General features: G+C 71.1%; 12 protein-coding genes. 6 read left to right on the top strand and 6 right to left on the bottom strand.

Features of this window, described 5'->3' with window-relative positions; genetic code table 11:
* Positions 1–451: 451 nt before the first annotated feature.
* Together AB0M46_RS14010 and AB0M46_RS14015 are read right to left on the bottom strand one after the other, a co-directional pair.
* Positions 452–2,230, bottom strand: coding sequence for a DUF1003 domain-containing protein (locus tag AB0M46_RS14010; RefSeq protein ID WP_363335802.1), 1,779 nt, complete (start codon positions 2,228–2,230; stop codon positions 452–454).
* Positions 2,231–2,470: 240 nt separating this feature from the next.
* A complete protein-coding gene (locus AB0M46_RS14015) occupies positions 2,471–3,067 on the bottom strand; it encodes a cadmium resistance transporter (protein ID WP_363335804.1) in 597 nt (198 codons plus the stop codon).
* 1,071 nt (positions 3,068–4,138) lie between these two features.
* Between AB0M46_RS14015 and AB0M46_RS14020 the strand changes: the two genes are divergently transcribed.
* On the top strand, positions 4,139–6,013 hold the full coding sequence (locus AB0M46_RS14020) for a DUF4118 domain-containing protein (protein WP_363335806.1): 1,875 nt from the start codon (positions 4,139–4,141) through the stop codon (positions 6,011–6,013).
* A gap of 89 nt (positions 6,014–6,102) precedes the next feature.
* On the opposite strand, the gene AB0M46_RS14025 is transcribed toward AB0M46_RS14020, so the two are convergent.
* Both AB0M46_RS14025 and AB0M46_RS14030 read right to left on the bottom strand, forming a co-directional pair.
* Positions 6,103–6,771, bottom strand: a complete 669-nt coding sequence (locus AB0M46_RS14025) for a response regulator transcription factor (protein WP_363335807.1) — start codon at positions 6,769–6,771, stop codon at positions 6,103–6,105.
* Positions 6,753–7,901 carry a histidine kinase gene (locus AB0M46_RS14030; protein ID WP_363335809.1) on the bottom strand — a complete coding sequence of 383 codons (1,149 nt, stop codon included), beginning with the start codon at positions 7,899–7,901 and terminating at the stop codon, positions 6,753–6,755. Before AB0M46_RS14030 ends, AB0M46_RS14025 begins: the two co-directional genes overlap by 19 nt.
* Positions 7,902–7,997: 96 nt before the next feature.
* Between AB0M46_RS14030 and AB0M46_RS14035 the strand changes: the two genes are divergently transcribed.
* Complete coding sequence (locus AB0M46_RS14035; RefSeq protein ID WP_363335811.1) at positions 7,998–8,564, top strand: methyltransferase domain-containing protein; 567 nt, start codon at positions 7,998–8,000, stop codon at positions 8,562–8,564.
* A gap of 41 nt (positions 8,565–8,605) precedes the next feature.
* Here the strand turns inward: AB0M46_RS14035 and AB0M46_RS14040 are convergent, their stop codons facing one another.
* Positions 8,606–10,213: a methyl-accepting chemotaxis protein gene (locus AB0M46_RS14040; RefSeq protein WP_363335813.1), complete on the bottom strand. Its 1,608-nt coding sequence runs from the start codon at positions 10,211–10,213 to the stop codon at positions 8,606–8,608.
* A gap of 163 nt (positions 10,214–10,376) precedes the next feature.
* On the bottom strand, positions 10,377–11,576 hold the full coding sequence (locus AB0M46_RS14045) for an ROK family transcriptional regulator (protein ID WP_363335815.1): 1,200 nt from the start codon (positions 11,574–11,576) through the stop codon (positions 10,377–10,379).
* Positions 11,577–11,697: 121 nt separating this feature from the next.
* On the opposite strand from AB0M46_RS14045, the gene AB0M46_RS14050 reads away from it, so the two are divergent.
* Genes AB0M46_RS14050 through AB0M46_RS14065 form a run of 4 tightly spaced genes read left to right on the top strand, consistent with a single transcriptional unit; the run spans position 11,698 to position 15,561 of the window.
* Positions 11,698–12,774 (top strand): sugar ABC transporter substrate-binding protein, encoded by a 1,077-nt coding sequence (locus AB0M46_RS14050; protein WP_363335817.1) that lies wholly within the window; start codon positions 11,698–11,700, stop codon positions 12,772–12,774.
* A complete protein-coding gene (locus tag AB0M46_RS14055) occupies positions 12,774–13,493 on the top strand; it encodes an ATP-binding cassette domain-containing protein (protein ID WP_363335819.1) in 720 nt (239 codons plus the stop codon). The genes AB0M46_RS14050 and AB0M46_RS14055 overlap by 1 nt, the downstream gene beginning before the upstream one ends.
* Positions 13,490–14,683 carry a sugar ABC transporter permease gene (locus tag AB0M46_RS14060; RefSeq protein WP_363335821.1) on the top strand — a complete coding sequence of 398 codons (1,194 nt, stop codon included), beginning with the start codon at positions 13,490–13,492 and terminating at the stop codon, positions 14,681–14,683. The genes AB0M46_RS14055 and AB0M46_RS14060 overlap by 4 nt, the downstream gene beginning before the upstream one ends.
* Positions 14,680–15,561: an ROK family protein gene (locus AB0M46_RS14065; RefSeq protein ID WP_363335823.1), complete on the top strand. Its 882-nt coding sequence runs from the start codon at positions 14,680–14,682 to the stop codon at positions 15,559–15,561. The genes AB0M46_RS14060 and AB0M46_RS14065 overlap by 4 nt, the downstream gene beginning before the upstream one ends.
* Positions 15,562–15,570 lie beyond the last annotated feature (9 nt).

The following is a 15,570-nucleotide window of genomic DNA, read 5'->3' on the forward strand; positions in this document are numbered from 1 at the left end:
AGTCGCTCGCCCGCGGTCGCTCCTCGCCCGTGACCTGCGCGCTGTGGGCCGTCCGCGTCGGCCCGTCACCCGAGCGGCTGGCGGGAAGGTCACCCCATCCACCGACGCAGGCAAGCGGCCCGGTCCGCGGCCGGCCGTCCTGATTTTCACCATCCTGCCGAGGTCGTCGGCGCGAACCCGACGTGAGTGACGCGCCGGGTGGGTTTTCTGCAGTCGCCGGTGTGGTGCGCTGGCAGCCGCCGACGCACTCGGCCGTTCACAGTTCCGACCGCGCCGTGTGCCGGTTGGACCTCGGGCCTACGGCGGCTGGCTGGCGGGCGCTCGACGTGGCGTCCGGCTCGGGCTTGGCCGCCATCGCCGCCAACGCGTGCGCGAGGATCGACAACGCGCGCCTGCGCCGCGTTGGCGACCGGGCGAACGTGGGCTGACGTGGCAGTACCCGTGCGATCGGTCAATGGCCGCTCGGCATGGGCTGGCCGGCGCGGCCGTCGGCGGGTAGCCCGACGCCGTCGGCGGCGAGGTCTGTCGCGCGCCTGACGGCCTCGATGGCCGTCGCCTCCCGAGGCGTGCGGGGCCGGGCGCCGAGGCCGAAGAATCCGCCCTCGTTGTTCGCGTCGGCGACGACCGAGGCGATCTCGACGAGCAGCGCCCGGAAGTCGGCCAACGCCGCTGGTGCCTTGCCGGCGATGATGGTGGTCGCCGAGCGGATCAGCTCGAGCGCGGGACCTTCGTAGTCGGCGTACCCGGCGCCGGGCGGTAAGCCGGTGGTGAAGGTGGACGCGGCCGTCAGTTCGCGGATGAACCGGTTGGGATGCGAGATGCTGGCCTCCCGCAGGACCTTGATCAGGGCGAAGATCTCCTCGGGATCCATGACGCCCTCGGCGATCGACACGAGGACGCCGGACGCCATCATCGACTGCTGCAGGGCTGCCCACTCGTCGGCGGTGAAGTCCGCTTCCCCGGGGGTGTCGCCCTTGCCGTCGCGCAGCACCTGGAATCCCACGGCGGCCAGCATGGCGGGAATGCGTCGTACCGCCTCCACGTGCTTGGCCCGCGCAGTGTCGGACAGTTGCTCCCAGGGCGCCAGCAGGGGCGTCGGGCCCGGCCCGGGCACGGACGCTTGGGCCATCTCGTGTTCGTGCTCCAGCCGGGCCAGCAGTTCCACCTCGTGGTCGCTGAAGGCGAAGGTGCGAGTCGGGTCAAACGTCGGGACCATCAGGCAGCCGACCGCGGCCAGCCGCTCGCCGATGCGCCGGGCCTGGGCGCGGGTTGCCTCCTGCGCTTCCTCCGGCAACTGCTCCCACGGCTGGAGCGCGGGGCCGCCGCTCGGGGGCTGGTGGCTGTCGGTCGTGGCCTGGAGATGGATGTGGTGGATGGTCTTCGCCAGGTGCTCGGTGACCTGGGCGGCGGTGTAGCTGGCAAGGCTGTCGATGATGCGGTCCTGTGCGCTCAGCCGTGCCTTCATCCGCTGGCATTCGTGCAAGATGGCCTCGGCGTCCAGGAAGGTCTGCTCGGAGCGGCGGTCGGCGGACCGGTCCAGGACGTCCTGACCGACCATGATCACAATCATGAAGATGAGCTGAGCCAGCGTGGACAGGAACGACATGAAGGCGAACGGGTACGGGTCGACCCGTTGCGCGCCCAGCACGGCCAGCCCGATCCACAGCACCTGGGTGCCGGCGGCCGCGTAGAAGGCCCACATGCTGCCCAGCCGTTGCGTGAGCCAGGCGGCGATCCGGCCGTTGACGCCCACGGCCTGGTCGATGGCCTGCGGCGGTGGTTGCACGCGGTGCCGTTCGATCCAGGGGTGCGGGCTGGAGTGCAGCAGGCTCACCCCGCGGCTGAGTGCCCGGTCGTGCTGGTCGAGGTGGGCCTGGAGGTCCGCGACCCGCGCGAAGATCGCCTCGGCGTTCTCGTAGGTCTGGATCGCCCTGCGGTCGGCCGCCATGCCGAGAACCCGCTGGCCGACCAGGATCACCGAGCACAGGACGAGCTGCATCACATTGTTCAGGAACAGCAGGAACGCGAACGGGTACGGATCGGCCTGGTGCAGCGGTCCCCAGGTCGCCAGGGCCATCCACCCGCCGACGACGACCAGCGCGATGTAGAGGGCGGGCATGGAGCCGATCCACCGGGTCAGGGCGGCCGCGATGGCGCCGTTGACACCGATCCGCTCCTCGGCCATCGTGATCGGCTGTTGCGGCAGATCAGCCGCCTGGCGGGTGCTCACATGTCCTCCGCGTCGACGCCCCGGCATACCGTCGTGGCCAGCCTAAAGACCCGGCCGCGGGATCCTCCAGCCCAAACGATCATGCGGGCCCCGGCAGCGACGAAATGCCGAGGCAGCGCGCGACCATGACATTTTCGTGACGCCATGCCGCCGGCGCTCGACGCGCCTTAGCCGGGTGGTGGGGCGGCCTCGCGGGCGGCCGCTTTCGCGTCGCCCGGAAGCCTGTCAGGTTCCCTGTCGCTACAGGCCGAAGGCTCCGCCTCTGATCAGGATCAGCAGGCCGATGCCGATCAGGACGACGGGCAGCAGGATGTGTCCCCATCGGCTGAGCGTCCTGGTGATGACGGGATGGGTGGCGAGGTGGCGGCCGGCCGCGATCCACACGCCGACCAGGGCCAGGAAGACGATCGCGTAGACGGTCATGCCACCAATGCCCGCGGTGGCGAAGACCGGTACGTAGACGCCGATGTTGTCGCCGCCATTGGCGAAGGTGACCATGGCGACCTCGAGGACTTTCGGGCCGCCCGCTTTCGCCGCCCGTTCCTCCTCGGGATCGTTGCGGTGCTGCCACGCCTGGACGGCGGCCTTGATGCCGAGCGCGAGCGGCAGCAAACCGAGGTAGGGGATGGCGTACCCGGGCAGGAACGTGGCGCCGAACGCCGCCGCGCCGGCCACGGCCAGGATCGCCGCGAACCCGAGGTACTGGCCCATGCAGATCGTGCGCGTGGACCCCTTGCGCCCGGCGCCCTGGGCGAAGAACAACGCCAGGACGAGCACGTCGTCGATGTTGGTGACGGCGAAGAGGCCCACCGCCTGTCCGATAATGCCGAGATTCACGACCGGGCCGCCGGTCCGGCCGCGTGGTATCTACCGTCGGGACGGCCGAGGATGCCGCCGAAGCGGGCATGGGGGTACGCACGGGATGGCTGCATGATCAACTTTCGGCTACTGCGAGTGGTCAAGGGCGCAGCGTGTGCAGGTTGGCCGGCCAACGTGCCGGCGACTGCACAGGGCGCCGCATCAGCAGCGAAGGACCTGCAGGGCGGTGAGCGTGGGCCGGAGGGCGGCGAGAGCTCTCGTGTCCGCCAGCTGCCAATCGGGCGGCTGGTCGCCGCCGAGGTTGGGGTAGCGGCGCTCGACGCCCGGAGGATGTGCCGATCCGCGGCCGCGGAAAGGTTCTGGCCGGTGTCTCGTGGCGGCGTCGTCACCTGGTCGGAGCATAGGACGAGCTGCCCGGAGTCATCGTGTGCGAGATCGGAGATTGACGTGCCCACGAGCCCGGGGGTGGCAGCATGCATGACTTCGGTCGCGTTGATCTGGTCCGGCATCACGAGATACACGACGAGAGCGGCGGCCATCACGACAAGGAGTCCCCACCCTCGCCGTGCCACGCATCCTCCGAACCGCGCTGCGCCGTCCCGTAGCGGGCCGCTATGGCGACGACACAGCATCGCACACCCCGCGCCCTCCGGCGTGCTGCCATTGGCCGCGGCTTGCCGGCGGACGCGGCATGGGTCCGGGTGGATAAGCGTCCTGGAACACGATGGCGATGGAGCACCGCGCGCGGCCGGGCGCGACGATTGCGCAGGTCGAGGACGATCCCGGGATAAACTTGGAGACGCTGCGTAGCTCAAATCCCTCGCGGTCGGGGGTGTGGCGGCTGCCGGGCCGGTGGAGGCGGAGCATGGCGAGTCGCGCCGGGCGCCGAAACTGGAGGAGGAACGCGACATCCTGCGGAAGGCCGTCCGGTATTTCGCCGGGGGGACGCGCCGGTGAACCGCTTCCAGTTCGTCGCCGAGCCCGGCGCGGCTATGGCGCGCAGCGGCTGTGCCAGGCCGGCCAACATCTCGGGCCACAGCACTCGCTGTGACCTGCCGCCGAGTGAGCCGACCTGGGTACCCTTGAACTATGCGTTCGGAGTTCCTGTTGCGAATGGTGCGTCCGACGCCCCCACCAATTGGCGTGGGGATCGCGGTGGCTGTTGCCCTGGTCGCCGCGGAGACTCTCTTGATCTATCCACTCAGGACGATCACAAGGGCGCAGTCATTGGCCCAGATCTACCTCCTCGGTGTCGTCATCATATCGATGGTGTGGGGAATGATGCTTGGATTCGCCACGGCACTGGCGAGCATCCTGGCATACGACTTCTTCTATGTCCCTCCCGCTCTAGGGTTGGCGGTTGCCGATACCCGGGACTGGGCCATGCTCGCCGTCTTCGCCGTAGTCGCTGCGGTGATCGGCGCGCTGGCGGACCTGTCCCGATTGCGAGCCGTGCAGGCTCAGGAATCCGACCTCACGGCTGAGATGGCCGGCCTGCTGCTCAACACGGACGATGTTGCCGCCGCGCTGCCCGCGACCGCGCAACGGATCGCGCACGCGCTCGAGCTGCCGGATGTGGCGATCAAGCTCAAAGCCATGCCCGGCGTCGGGGATCATTCGGTATTTCCGCTGCGCGACGGCGCGACCTTGCTCGGGACCCTGCAGGTCCCCGCCGACATTCCTGAGGTGTTGACCCGGCGTCTGCAGGAGAAGGTCGTCCCGTCGATCGAGTCGCTGCTGCGCGCGGCGCGTGAACGTGCGGCCATCCTCGACTCCCTCCGCGAAGGGCGCGACGAGCTGAGGCTGCTTGCCGATCAGCAGGCCGCGTTGCGGCGGGTGGCGACGTATGTCGCGCGGGGCGTCAGTCCGACCGAGGTCTTCTCCGCGGTGACGACAGAGGTCAGCCAGTTGCTGGGCGCGCGTAACACGATGCTGCTGCGCTACGAGCCCGGCGCCACGGTCACGATTGTCGCGACCAGTCAGCCCGCACTGATGTCGCTGGTCCACAGTAAATGGCCGGCCACCGGCAGCAACATCGCAGCCCTGGTGCGCCGAACCGGTCGCGCCGCCCGGATCGACAACGAGGACGACACGGACCGCCCCGGCACTCCCGAACGTGAACTGGGCATCGGTGCGGCGGTCGGTTTGCCGATCTTCGTCGAGGACCGGCTGTGGGGCGTTATCGTCGTCTCGTCGACGCAAGATGGGCCCTTGCCGCCCGACGCGGAGGAACGCATCAAGGACTTCACGGACCTTGCCGCCACCGCCATCGCGAACGCCGGCAGCCGCGAGGAGCTCATCGCGTCCCGCGCCCGTATTGTCGCTGCCGCCGACGAGGCACGCCGGCGCATTGAACGCGATCTGCACGATGGAGCCCAGCAACGGCTCATCTCGGTCGGGCTCGAGTTGCGCGCGGCCGGGGATTGCACATCGCTCGAGCAAGTCAAAGTGCAGGTGTCGGAAGTCGCGACAGAAATCAAGAGCATACATGAGAATCTGCGGGAAATCTCGCGGGGCATTCACCCCACGATTCTGACCACGGGCGGACTGGAGCTGGCACTCAGATCGCTCGCCCGCCGTTCTGCGGTCCCGGTAGATCTTGACATTCGTCTCGACCGGCGATTGTCTTCGAGCGTCGAAGTGGCCGCCTATTACATCGTGTCGGAATCGCTGACGAACGCGGCAAAGCACGCACGCGCGTCCCTCGTGCACATCGTCGCGCAGCTGCAAGGCGGGATGCTGCAGCTCTCCATCCGCGACGACGGAATCGGGGGAGCCAACCCTGACAAGGGATCCGGACTCACCGGCCTGGTCGACCGAGTGGTGGCGCTCGGTGGGCGCATGACCATATCGAGTCCTGCGGGCGGCGGGACATCATTGTCGGCCGCCATTCCGACCTCGCACACCGACCCGTTCGCCCCCCGGCCAAGCGCTGAAGTGAAGACAGACCTGCCAGACAGCTGAGCTGTGCGGCGTGGCGAGCATGGCCAAGTGGTAGCCGCCGGCGCGCAGTCGCTCGGCGACCTCGGCGGCCTCGGGGGTGCAGCGCGGGCCTACCCGACCGGGCGGGTTCCCGGGCGGGCCAGGCCCGACTCGTACGCGAACACCACGGCGCCGATGCGGTCCCGCAGCCGCAGCTTGGCGAGGATCCGGCCGATATGCGTCTTCACGGTCGTCTCGCTGAGGAACAGCCGGCCGGCGATCTCGGCGTTGCTCAGCCCGAGCGCGACCAGGCCGAGGACCTCCCGCTCCCGCTCGGTCAGCAGATCGGAGCGTGGATCGGGCTCGGGCGCGGCGGCCCCGGTCAGGTACCGCTCCAGCAGCCGCCGGGTCACCGACGGCGCCACCATCGCGTTGCCGCGCAGCACGCCGCGGATCGCGACCAGCAGCTCCGCGGCGGGCGCGTCCTTGAGCACGAACCCGTGCGCGCCGGCCCGCAACGCGGCGTAGACGTACTCGTCCAGGTCGAACGCGGTGATCATGAGCAGCCGGGTCCCGGGTAGGGCCGCGGCGATCCGTGCCGCCGCGGTCACCCCGTCGAGGGCCGGCATCCGTACGTCGAGCAGCACCACGTCGGGCAACGTCTGCTCGGCCAGGCTCACCGCGGCGGCCCCGTCGGCGGCCTCGCCCACCACGGTCAGGTCGGGCTGGCTGTCCACCACCATCCGAAGCCCGACCCGCATGAGCTCCTGGTCATCGCAGATCAGTACCCGTGCCGCCACATGCCGATCCTGTCAGCGCGCCCCTGTGCGCCCGCTGTGCGCGGCTGAGAGCCGGCTGTGGAGTCGTACGGCAGCGTCGCGACCACGCGGAATCCGCCGCCCTCGACCGGCTCGGCGCTCAGCGTGCCGCCGACGAGGCCGGCCCGCTCCCGCATGCCGGCCAGGCCCCGCCCGGACGACGGCAGGCCCGCGGCGGCGCCCGTTCCCCCGGTGTCGAGCACCTCGATGCGCAACGTGCGGTGTCCTGGAGTACCGAATCCAAGCACGACGTCGGCCCGGGCACCCGCTCCGGCGTGCTTGGTGACGTTGGTCAGGGCCTCCTGGACGATGCGGTACGCCTGGGCAAGCACCTCCGGTGGCACCCCGTCCGCGGTCCCTGAGACGCGCAGCCCGGCGCCGGTGCGGCGGACCAGGTCCTCGAGGTCGGCCGCCGTGTACGCGTGCTCGTCCAGTGCCGCCAGCAGCCGGCGCAGCTCCTCCAGCGCGCCCCGCCCGGTGGTGCTGATCAGCTCGAGCGTCCGGTCGACGACGGCCGGGTCGGCGTGGCGCATCAGCCGGGCGCCCTCGGCGTTGACCACCATGACGCCGACGCTGTGGGCGAGCACGTCGTGCAGCTCGCGGGCGATCCGGGCGCGCTCGCCGGCGGCGGCCGCGGCGGCAAGGGCCCGGCGCTCGGCCGCCGCCCGGGCCTGCCGTGCGCGCAGGTACTCGCCGAGCAGCCAGGCCACGGCGAGGGACAGGCAGAACCCGGCGGAGCCCCAGAACGCGTCGGTCCCGGGGTACCAGCGCACGGCCCAGGCGATGAAGAACCCGGCACCGACCGCGGAGACCACCGCCGCCGCCGCGCGCCGGCCCTCCTGCACCACGGTGTACACCACGACCTCGACGGCGAGATGGCCCAGCGGCAGGTGCTCGCGCCAGACGGTGCCGAGCAACCCCAGCCAGGCCGCGCCGAGCACCACCGCGGCCGCGGTGAGCGGTCGCCGCCGGCGCCACAGCAGCGCCGAGGCGAGCACGACGAGCAGCGTCACCTGGACCCAGCGGGGCCGCCCGTCGGGCAGGGCGGCCACTGACACCCCCGTCAGCGCCGTGGCGAGTACCGCGTCGCGCGTCCACACCGGCCCGTACATCCGACCCAGGATACGGCCCGGTTCCTCCTGCGGGAGGACCTTCGCGAGCCCGCAGCACGACGCCCGGTTACGGCGGCCCTCCATAGCGTCGCCCACATGTCGATCTTCCAGGAGTTCCTCCTGCACCCGCGCACGACCGGCGCTGTCGCGGCGAGCTCGCCCGCCCTCGCCCGCGCGCTCACCGACGGCCTGCGCCTGCAGCACGCCCGCACCGTCGTCGAGCTCGGCCCGGGGACGGGCCCGGTGACGGCGGCCATCCTGCGGCGCATGGCGCCCGGCGCGCGGTTCGTCGCGGTGGAGGCCAACGGGCGGCTGGCCGCGGCGCTGGGCCGGCGGTATCGGCTCCGACCGGTCGAGGTCATCCACGATTCCGCCGAACGGCTCGCCGACATCGTCGACGGCCCGGTCGACGCGGTGGTGTCCGGCCTGCCATGGACGGTCCTGCCGCGCCCGGTGCGCACGAGGATCCTCGACGCGATCGGCGCGGTGCTCGCCCCGGACGGTGGGTTCACCACGTTCGCGTACGTCCACGCCGCGTGGACCCCGCCGGCGCGGGACTTCGCCGCCGAGCTCGGGGCGCGGTTCCAGACGCTGGAGCGCACGCCGCTGGTGTGGGCGAACTTCCCGCCCGCCTTCGTGCACCGCGCGCTCCACCGGCGTTAGCCCCGGTGGTGGCCCGCCCCGGCATGCCGGTCGAAGGCACCTCAGGTGCGGAACTGGGCTACCAGGGAGTGCAGTTCGGCGGCCATGCCGTTGAGCTGGTCGACCCGGGCCTGCGCGTCGACGACCGCGCCCGCGGTTGCCTCCGCCGACTCGGCCACGGTCGCCACCCGGGTGGAGATGCCGTCGACCCCCTCCGCCGCGGAGGACACGCTGCGGGTCATCTGGCCGGTCGTGGCGGTCTGCTCCTCCACCGCCGACGCGATCGTCATCTGATACTCGTTGATCTTCCCGATCACCTGGCTGATCGCACCGATCGCCGACAGCGCGTTGCCGGTGTCGATCTGGATCGTCTCCACTCGGCCCGAGATGTCGGTGGTCGCGTTGGCTGTCTCCAGCGCCAGCTCCTTGACCTCCCCGGCGACCACGGCGAAGCCCTTCCCGGCGTCGCCGGCCCGGGCCGCCTCGATCGTGGCGTTGAGCGCCAGCAGGTTGGTCTGCTCCGCGATGGAGCGGATCACGGCCAGGACCTGCCCGATCTGCTGTCCCGACTCGCCCAGCGCCGACATGGTGCCCTGGGTGGTTTGCGCGGTATGCACCGCGCCGGAGGCGACCCCGGCCGCCTCGTGCGCGCTGCGGGCGATGTCCGCGATCGAGGCGTTCATCTGCTCCGCCGCGGCGGCCAGGGTCTGGATCGAGCGGGCTACCTCGTCCGACGCGGTGGACACCGTCGTCGCGTCGGAGGCGGAGCGCTCGGCGATCTGCGCCAGCTGCTGGGTCGTGCCGTGCAACTCCCGCGCCGCGCCCGCCACGCCACCGGCCGTGCGTGTCACCCCGGCGACGGTCTGGCGCAACGATGCCACCGTGGCGTCCAGCGCGTTGCCCAGCTTGGCGATCTCATCCGAGCCGCCGACGCTGCTGACGGTGGTCAGGTCGCCCGCGGCGACCGCACCCATCGCCGTCACCACGCGGCGCAGCCGCCGGATGATCCCCCGGATCAGCAGCGTGCTCAGCACCGCCGTCAAGCCGATGGCGACCACGATCGTCGCCACCATCCAGACCCGGCGCTGGCGGTAGAGCTGGTCCGCGGCCGCGAGGCCGTGTGCGGCGTCCGCCCGCTCGGTGTCGAGCAGCTTGACAAGCATCCGGTCGGCCTCGTCGGCGAACGGCACGGCCTTGACCCGCTCGCGGTGGTAGGAGTCCCAGTCGTTGTTGATCCCGTAGGGCATCAGGATCCGGGCCACCTCGAGGTAGCCGTGCCACGCCGTCACCAGCTTGTCGAGCGTGGCCGGGTCGGCGGTGGTGGCGCGGTACGCGGCCACGTCGGCGTCAAACGCGGTGACGGCCTCGTTGAAGGCGGCGAGCTGCGTCGCCATCCCCTCGGCGGTATTCGCCACGACGTAGTTCAGCTGCGCGATCCGGGCGTCCTTCATGTCCGCCCGGACCTGGTCCAGCTGCTGGGCCGGCACGACGTTGCTGTGGTACATGCGGTCAGTGCGGGCGTTCACCGCGCCGACCGTCACCACGCCGACCACCCCGATCAGGACCGCCGCCAGCAGCGCCAGCGTCACCAGCCCTACGATGCGAGCGCCCAGGCTGTGCCAGATGCTGGTGCCGGGCCGCTCTGCCCGGGATGCTGTCTCGGTCTGCACGACGGCTCCGCTCCGATCATGTGTGAGAGTGCTGCACACTGCTCATCGGCGGTCCTCCGGTCAGAACTGAGGTTCGGCAGACGCCGGCCGCGGATCGGGGTGCCGCCCGGCGAGGCCCTCGCCCCGAGCATGGACGAGCACGCCCGCGTCGGCGTCGGCGGTGTCAGCGGGCGGGTGCCGTGCGGTCGAGGACCAGGTCGCGTGCATCGGTCAGGCCGACGGCGAGCGCGCCGAGCAGGACGGCGTCCTTACCGAGGGTGGAGACCTCGATGCGGGGCGGGTGCAGCGCGACGAGGTTGCGCAGCCGCTCGGCGACCGGGCCGGTGAGCAGGTCGCCGGGCTGGCTGCCGACGCCGCCGCCGAGGACGACGAGCTCCGGGTCGAGCACCGCGGTGATCCCGGCGAGCGCGTGGCTGACATGGTCCACCACGCTGGACACGGCCTGCCGCGCGGTCGGGTCGCCGGCGCGGGCGGCGTCGAAGACGTCCTTCGCGGTTGCCGCGTCGTGCAGGCCCAGCCGCTGCGCCAACGCGACCACGCCGTCGGCCGAGGCCACCGACTCGAACATGCCGCGGCGTCGCGCGGCGGGCTCGTTCAGCAGGGGGTCGCCCTCACCGACCGGCAGATAGCCGATCTCGCCGGCCGCGCCCCGGAACCCGCGGTACAGCTTGCCGTCGATCATGATGCCCATGCCGGTGCCGGTGCCGATGGAGACGTAGACGAAGTGCCGGACGCCGCGGCCGAGCCCGTAGGTCGCCTCACCGACGGCCGCAAGGTCGACGTCGTTCTCCACCACATACGCCGAGCCGGCGATGCCCGCCAGCCGCTCGACGCTCCCGCGCCGATCCCAACCGGGCAGGTTCGGCGCCAGATGCAGTGCGCCGGTCGCCTTGTCGTGGATGCCGGGGGTACCGAAGACAGCCAGCGTGATGTCTTCGCGCGTGATTCCGGCGGTGGCGACCAGTTCCTCGGCGAGGCGGGTGAGCTGCGCGACGAGGTCGCGGGCACGGGTACCCCGCGACGACTCGTCCTTGCGCGCAACGATCGTGCCCACCAGGTCGGCGAGGCCGACGCGGACGTACGAGCGGCCGACGTCGACCGCGAACACCCAGCCCGCTTCGGGGCGCACCTCGTACAGCACCGCGGAGCGTCCGGCCGCGCCCGCGCGCATCCCGACCTGGCGCAGCAGCCCGGCGCGTTCGAGGTTGGTGAGCGCCACGGCCACGGTGGGTTTGGACAGGCCGGTGTGCTGGGCCAGCTCGGGGCGCGACACCGTGCCCAGCCGGAAGGTCTCAGCGAAGACGGCGCGCTCGTTCATCACCCGCAGCACGCTGGTCGTGCTTGCGGTGCCGGTTGTCTGCACAGGAACAGCGTGCCACATCGGTTAGAAAAGGTCCTTTATCAATTTTGTAAAGGACCTTGCCAAGGTCTGGCCGGGTGGCTCAATCTGCTTGCAGAACCCCTCCGAGGAAAGGTGTCCCTCCGTGAGCGCCAGATGGTTCGTCGCAGTCGTGGCCGTCGCGGCCACCGTTGTCAGCGGGTGTGGCAGCAGCGTCAAGGACAAGCCGGCCGGCAAGGACGCGCCGACGATCGCGTTGTTCCTGCCGGAGTCCAAGACGACCCGATACGAGGCGTTCGACCGGCCGCTGTTCGAGGCCAAGGTGAGGGCGCTGTGCGCCGACTGCAAGCTGCTGTACGCCAACGCCGACCAGGACGCCGCCAAGCAACAGCAGCAGGTGGAGGCCGCCCTGGCCCAGGGCGCCGACGTGCTGGTGCTCGACGCCGTCGACGCCAGCGCGGTCGCGTCGCTGGTGAACCAGGCCAAGCAGAAGAAGGTACCGGTGATCGCCTACGACCGGTTGATCTCCGAGATCACCTACGAGTACTACGTCTCCTTCAACAACGTCCGGGTCGGCGAGATGCAGGGCCAGGCCCTGCTCGACGCGCTGACCAAGGCCGGGACGACCGACAAGGGCAAGATCGTCATGCTCAACGGCGCCTCGACCGACCCCAGCTCGGCCGACTACAAGACCGGTGCGCACAAGGTCCTCGACGGCAAGGTCCAGATCGGCCGCGAGTTCGACACGCCCGACTGGAGCCCGGACAAGGCCCAGCAGGAGATGGAGCAGGCCATCACCGCGCTCGGCCGGGACACCATCGTCGGGGTGCTGTCCGCCAACGACGGCATGGCCGGCGGTGCGATCGCGGCGATGAAGCGCGCCGGCTACCCGACCCTGCCCCCGATCACCGGCCAGGACGCGGAACTTGCGGCGGTACAACGGATCCTGACCGGAGAGCAGTACATGACCATCTACCTCGACATCCGTCAGGAGGCGGAGAAATCCGCGGAACTGGCCGTCGCACTGGCCAAGGGCGAGAAGCCGGCCGCGCCGACGAAGGTCGCCAACGGCACCGCGGACATCCCCGCGTTCCTGCTCGACCCGATCGCCGTCACCGCCGACCGGATCAAGGACACCATCGTCAAGGACGGCTTCTACAAGGCGTCCGAGATCTGCACCGGCCCGGTCGTCCCGGCGTGCACCAAGGCGGGACTCCAGTAATGCTCGCCGCCTCGAACATCAGCAAACGCTACGGCGCGGTCCAGGCTCTCGACGGGGTGAGCCTGGACCTGCCGGACGGCGAGGTGGTCGCCCTGGTGGGCGACAACGGCGCCGGCAAGTCGACCCTCGTCAAGGTCCTGTCCGGCGTCGTCACCGCGGACGACGGGGTGATCGAGCAGGACGGCCGCCCGGTCCGGATCGCGAGCCCGCACGAGGCACAGCATCTCGGCGTGTCGACCGTCCACCAGGACCTCGCGCTCTGCGAGAACCTCGACGTCGTCGGCAACCTGTTCCTCGGCGCCGAACGCCGTCGCTGGACGGTGCTCAACCACATCCGGATGGAGCGCTCGGCACGGGACCTGCTGTCCTCGCTGGACGTGCGGATCCGTGACATCCGGGTGCCCGTCGCGATGCTCTCCGGCGGCCAGCGGCAGTCCGTCGCCATCGCCCGGGCGCTCATCGGCGAGCCGCGGGTCGTGATCCTCGACGAGCCGACCGCCGCGCTCGGCGTCGAACAGACCGCACAGGTACTCGATCTGATCCGCCGCCTGCGCGATCGGGGGCTGGCGGTGCTCGTCATCTCCCACAACCTGGCCGACGTCCGAGCGGTGAGCGACCGGATCGTGGTGCTCCGGCTGGGCCGTAACGCCGGCGAGTTCGATACCGCGCAATCCTCCCCGGAGGCCGTCGTCGCCGCCATCACCGGAGGCACCGTATGACCACCGTGAACCAGCGCATCACCGGCCTGCTGCACAAGCCCCTCGAACCGCTGCGCGCGGCGGGCCGCACCGACGCCGGCGCGTGGCCGGTCATCGGCGGCCTGATCCTCATCGCGGTGGTGTTCGGGTCCCTCAACGAGCACTTCCTGTCGGCGGAGAACCTCACCAACCTGGCCCTGCAGATGGCGGCCACCGGCACCATCTCACTCGGCATCATCATGGTGATCCTGCTGGGCGAGATCGACCTGTCGGCCGGCTCGGTCAGCGGCCTGTGCGCGGTGGTCATGACGATCCTGTACGTCCACCACGGCTGGAACCCGCTGGTCGCGGTCGCGGCGGCGCTCGGCTGCGCCGTGCTGGTCGGCCTGCTGCACGGCTGGATGTTCACCAAGCTGCGGATGCCCTCGTTCGTCGTCACGCTCGCCGGGCTGATCGGCTGGCAGGGCCTGATGCTGTACCTGCTGGGCCGCGGCGGGACGATCAACCTGCCGTTCGAGGGGCTCCTCGCCGGGCTGAGCGACACCTGGCTGCCCTTGTGGGCCGGCTGGCTGGTGGCCGCGCTCATCGTCGCCGGCTGGAGCGCCGGCTCACTGGTCAACCGGCGGCTACGGCGCGGCGCCGACCTGCCGGTCACCTCCGGCCTCTGGCTGACCCTGCGTCTGGCCGGCCTGGCCGGCGTCCTCGCGGTGGTGGTACTGGTGCTGTCGGCCGACCGCGGGGTGCCGCTGCTGCTCGTCATCTTCGGCACCCTGGTCGTGTGCCTCGACCTGATGCTGCGGCACACCGTCTTCGGCCGCCACATGTACGCGGTCGGCGGCAACGCCGAGGCGGCGCGCCGGGCCGGTATCAACATCACCCGGATCCGTGTCCTCGCGTTCGTTGCCGGGTCCACCCTGGCCGCGTTCGGCGGGATCCTCGCGGCCAGCCGGCTCGCCGCGGTCAACCAGAGCTCCGGCGGCAGCGACACCCTGCTCATGGCGATCGCCGCGGCGGTCATCGGCGGCACGTCGCTGTTCGGCGGCCGGGGCCGGGCCTACGCCGCGCTGCTGGGGATCCTGGTGATCCAGTCGATCACCAACGGCATGCTGCTGCTCAGCGTCGACTCCTCGGTGCGGTACATGGTCACCGCCGCGGTACTCGCCATCGCCGTGGCGATCGACTCGCTCGCCCGACGGGGACAGCCCAGGTGACGCGGCACGTACTGGCGATCGACTTCGGCGGCACCAAGGTCGCGCTGGGAACGGCGGCCGTCGACGCGCCCGACGGCCGCCCGCACACCACGATGCGCCTGCGCACCCAGGGCGCCGGGGGAGCGCTGCAGGTCGTCGAGCGCACCCTGACGGCCGCGCGGGGACTGCTCAGCTCCCCGGCGGCGGTGGGGGTGTCGACCTTCGGCGTGGTCCGCGACGACGTGATCCGCCTGGCCCCGAACGTGCCCGGATGGGACGGCATGGCCCTTCCCCGGCTCCTGCGTGCCGAGTTCGGCGACACCCCGGTCGCGATCGACAACGACGTCAACGCCGGTGCCGCCGCCGAACTGCGCTGGGGAGCCCTCCGCGGCGTCGACATCGGCCTGTACGTCAATCTGGGCACCGGCTTGGCCGCCGCACTGGTGGCCGGCGGCAGGGTCCTGCCCGGCGCCCACGGCGCCGCGGGCGAGATCGGCTACCTGCGCGACTCCGCCTCCGCCCCGGCCTTCGCCGACGGCCACGCCCCACTGGAGGAGGCGGTCTCCGGCAGCGCCCTGGCCCGCCGCGGCTCAGCCCTGCTCGGCCGGGAGGTGACCGCCGCCGAACTGTTCGACCTGCACGCCGAACCCGGCGTCGGCGAACTGCTGGACGAGGCACTGGACACCCTGTCCCGGACGATCGCCAACCTCTGCATCACCCTCGACCCGCAACGCGTCGTCATCGGTGGCGGCTTGATGGGTGCCGCCGCGCACATCCTCCCGCGGGTGGCGGCGGCCCTCACCCGCTCGGTGCCCTTCCCCCCGCAGCTGACCACCGCCACCTTCGTCGACGACGCCCCGCTCGTCGGTGCCTTGGCCCTGGCCCTGACGCTGGCGTGATCCGACGCG

The organism is Dactylosporangium sp. NPDC051485, assembly GCF_040682015.1.
GTDB lineage: Bacteria > Actinomycetota > Actinomycetes > Mycobacteriales > Micromonosporaceae > Dactylosporangium.

What these genes read in the sequence shown, in the direction of transcription:
- AB0M46_RS14020 (WP_363335806.1), top strand. Translation starts at nt 4,139, where the DNA reads ATGCGTTCGGAGTTCCTGTTGCGAATGGTGCGTCCGACGCCCCCACCA.
- AB0M46_RS14035 (WP_363335811.1), top strand. Translation starts at nt 7,998, where the DNA reads ATGTCGATCTTCCAGGAGTTCCTCCTGCACCCGCGCACGACCGGCGCT.
- AB0M46_RS14055 (WP_363335819.1), top strand. Translation starts at nt 12,774, where the DNA reads ATGCTCGCCGCCTCGAACATCAGCAAACGCTACGGCGCGGTCCAGGCT.
- AB0M46_RS14030 (WP_363335809.1), bottom strand. Translation starts at nt 7,901, where the DNA reads ATGTACGGGCCGGTGTGGACGCGCGACGCGGTACTCGCCACGGCGCTG.
- AB0M46_RS14060 (WP_363335821.1), top strand. Translation starts at nt 13,490, where the DNA reads ATGACCACCGTGAACCAGCGCATCACCGGCCTGCTGCACAAGCCCCTC.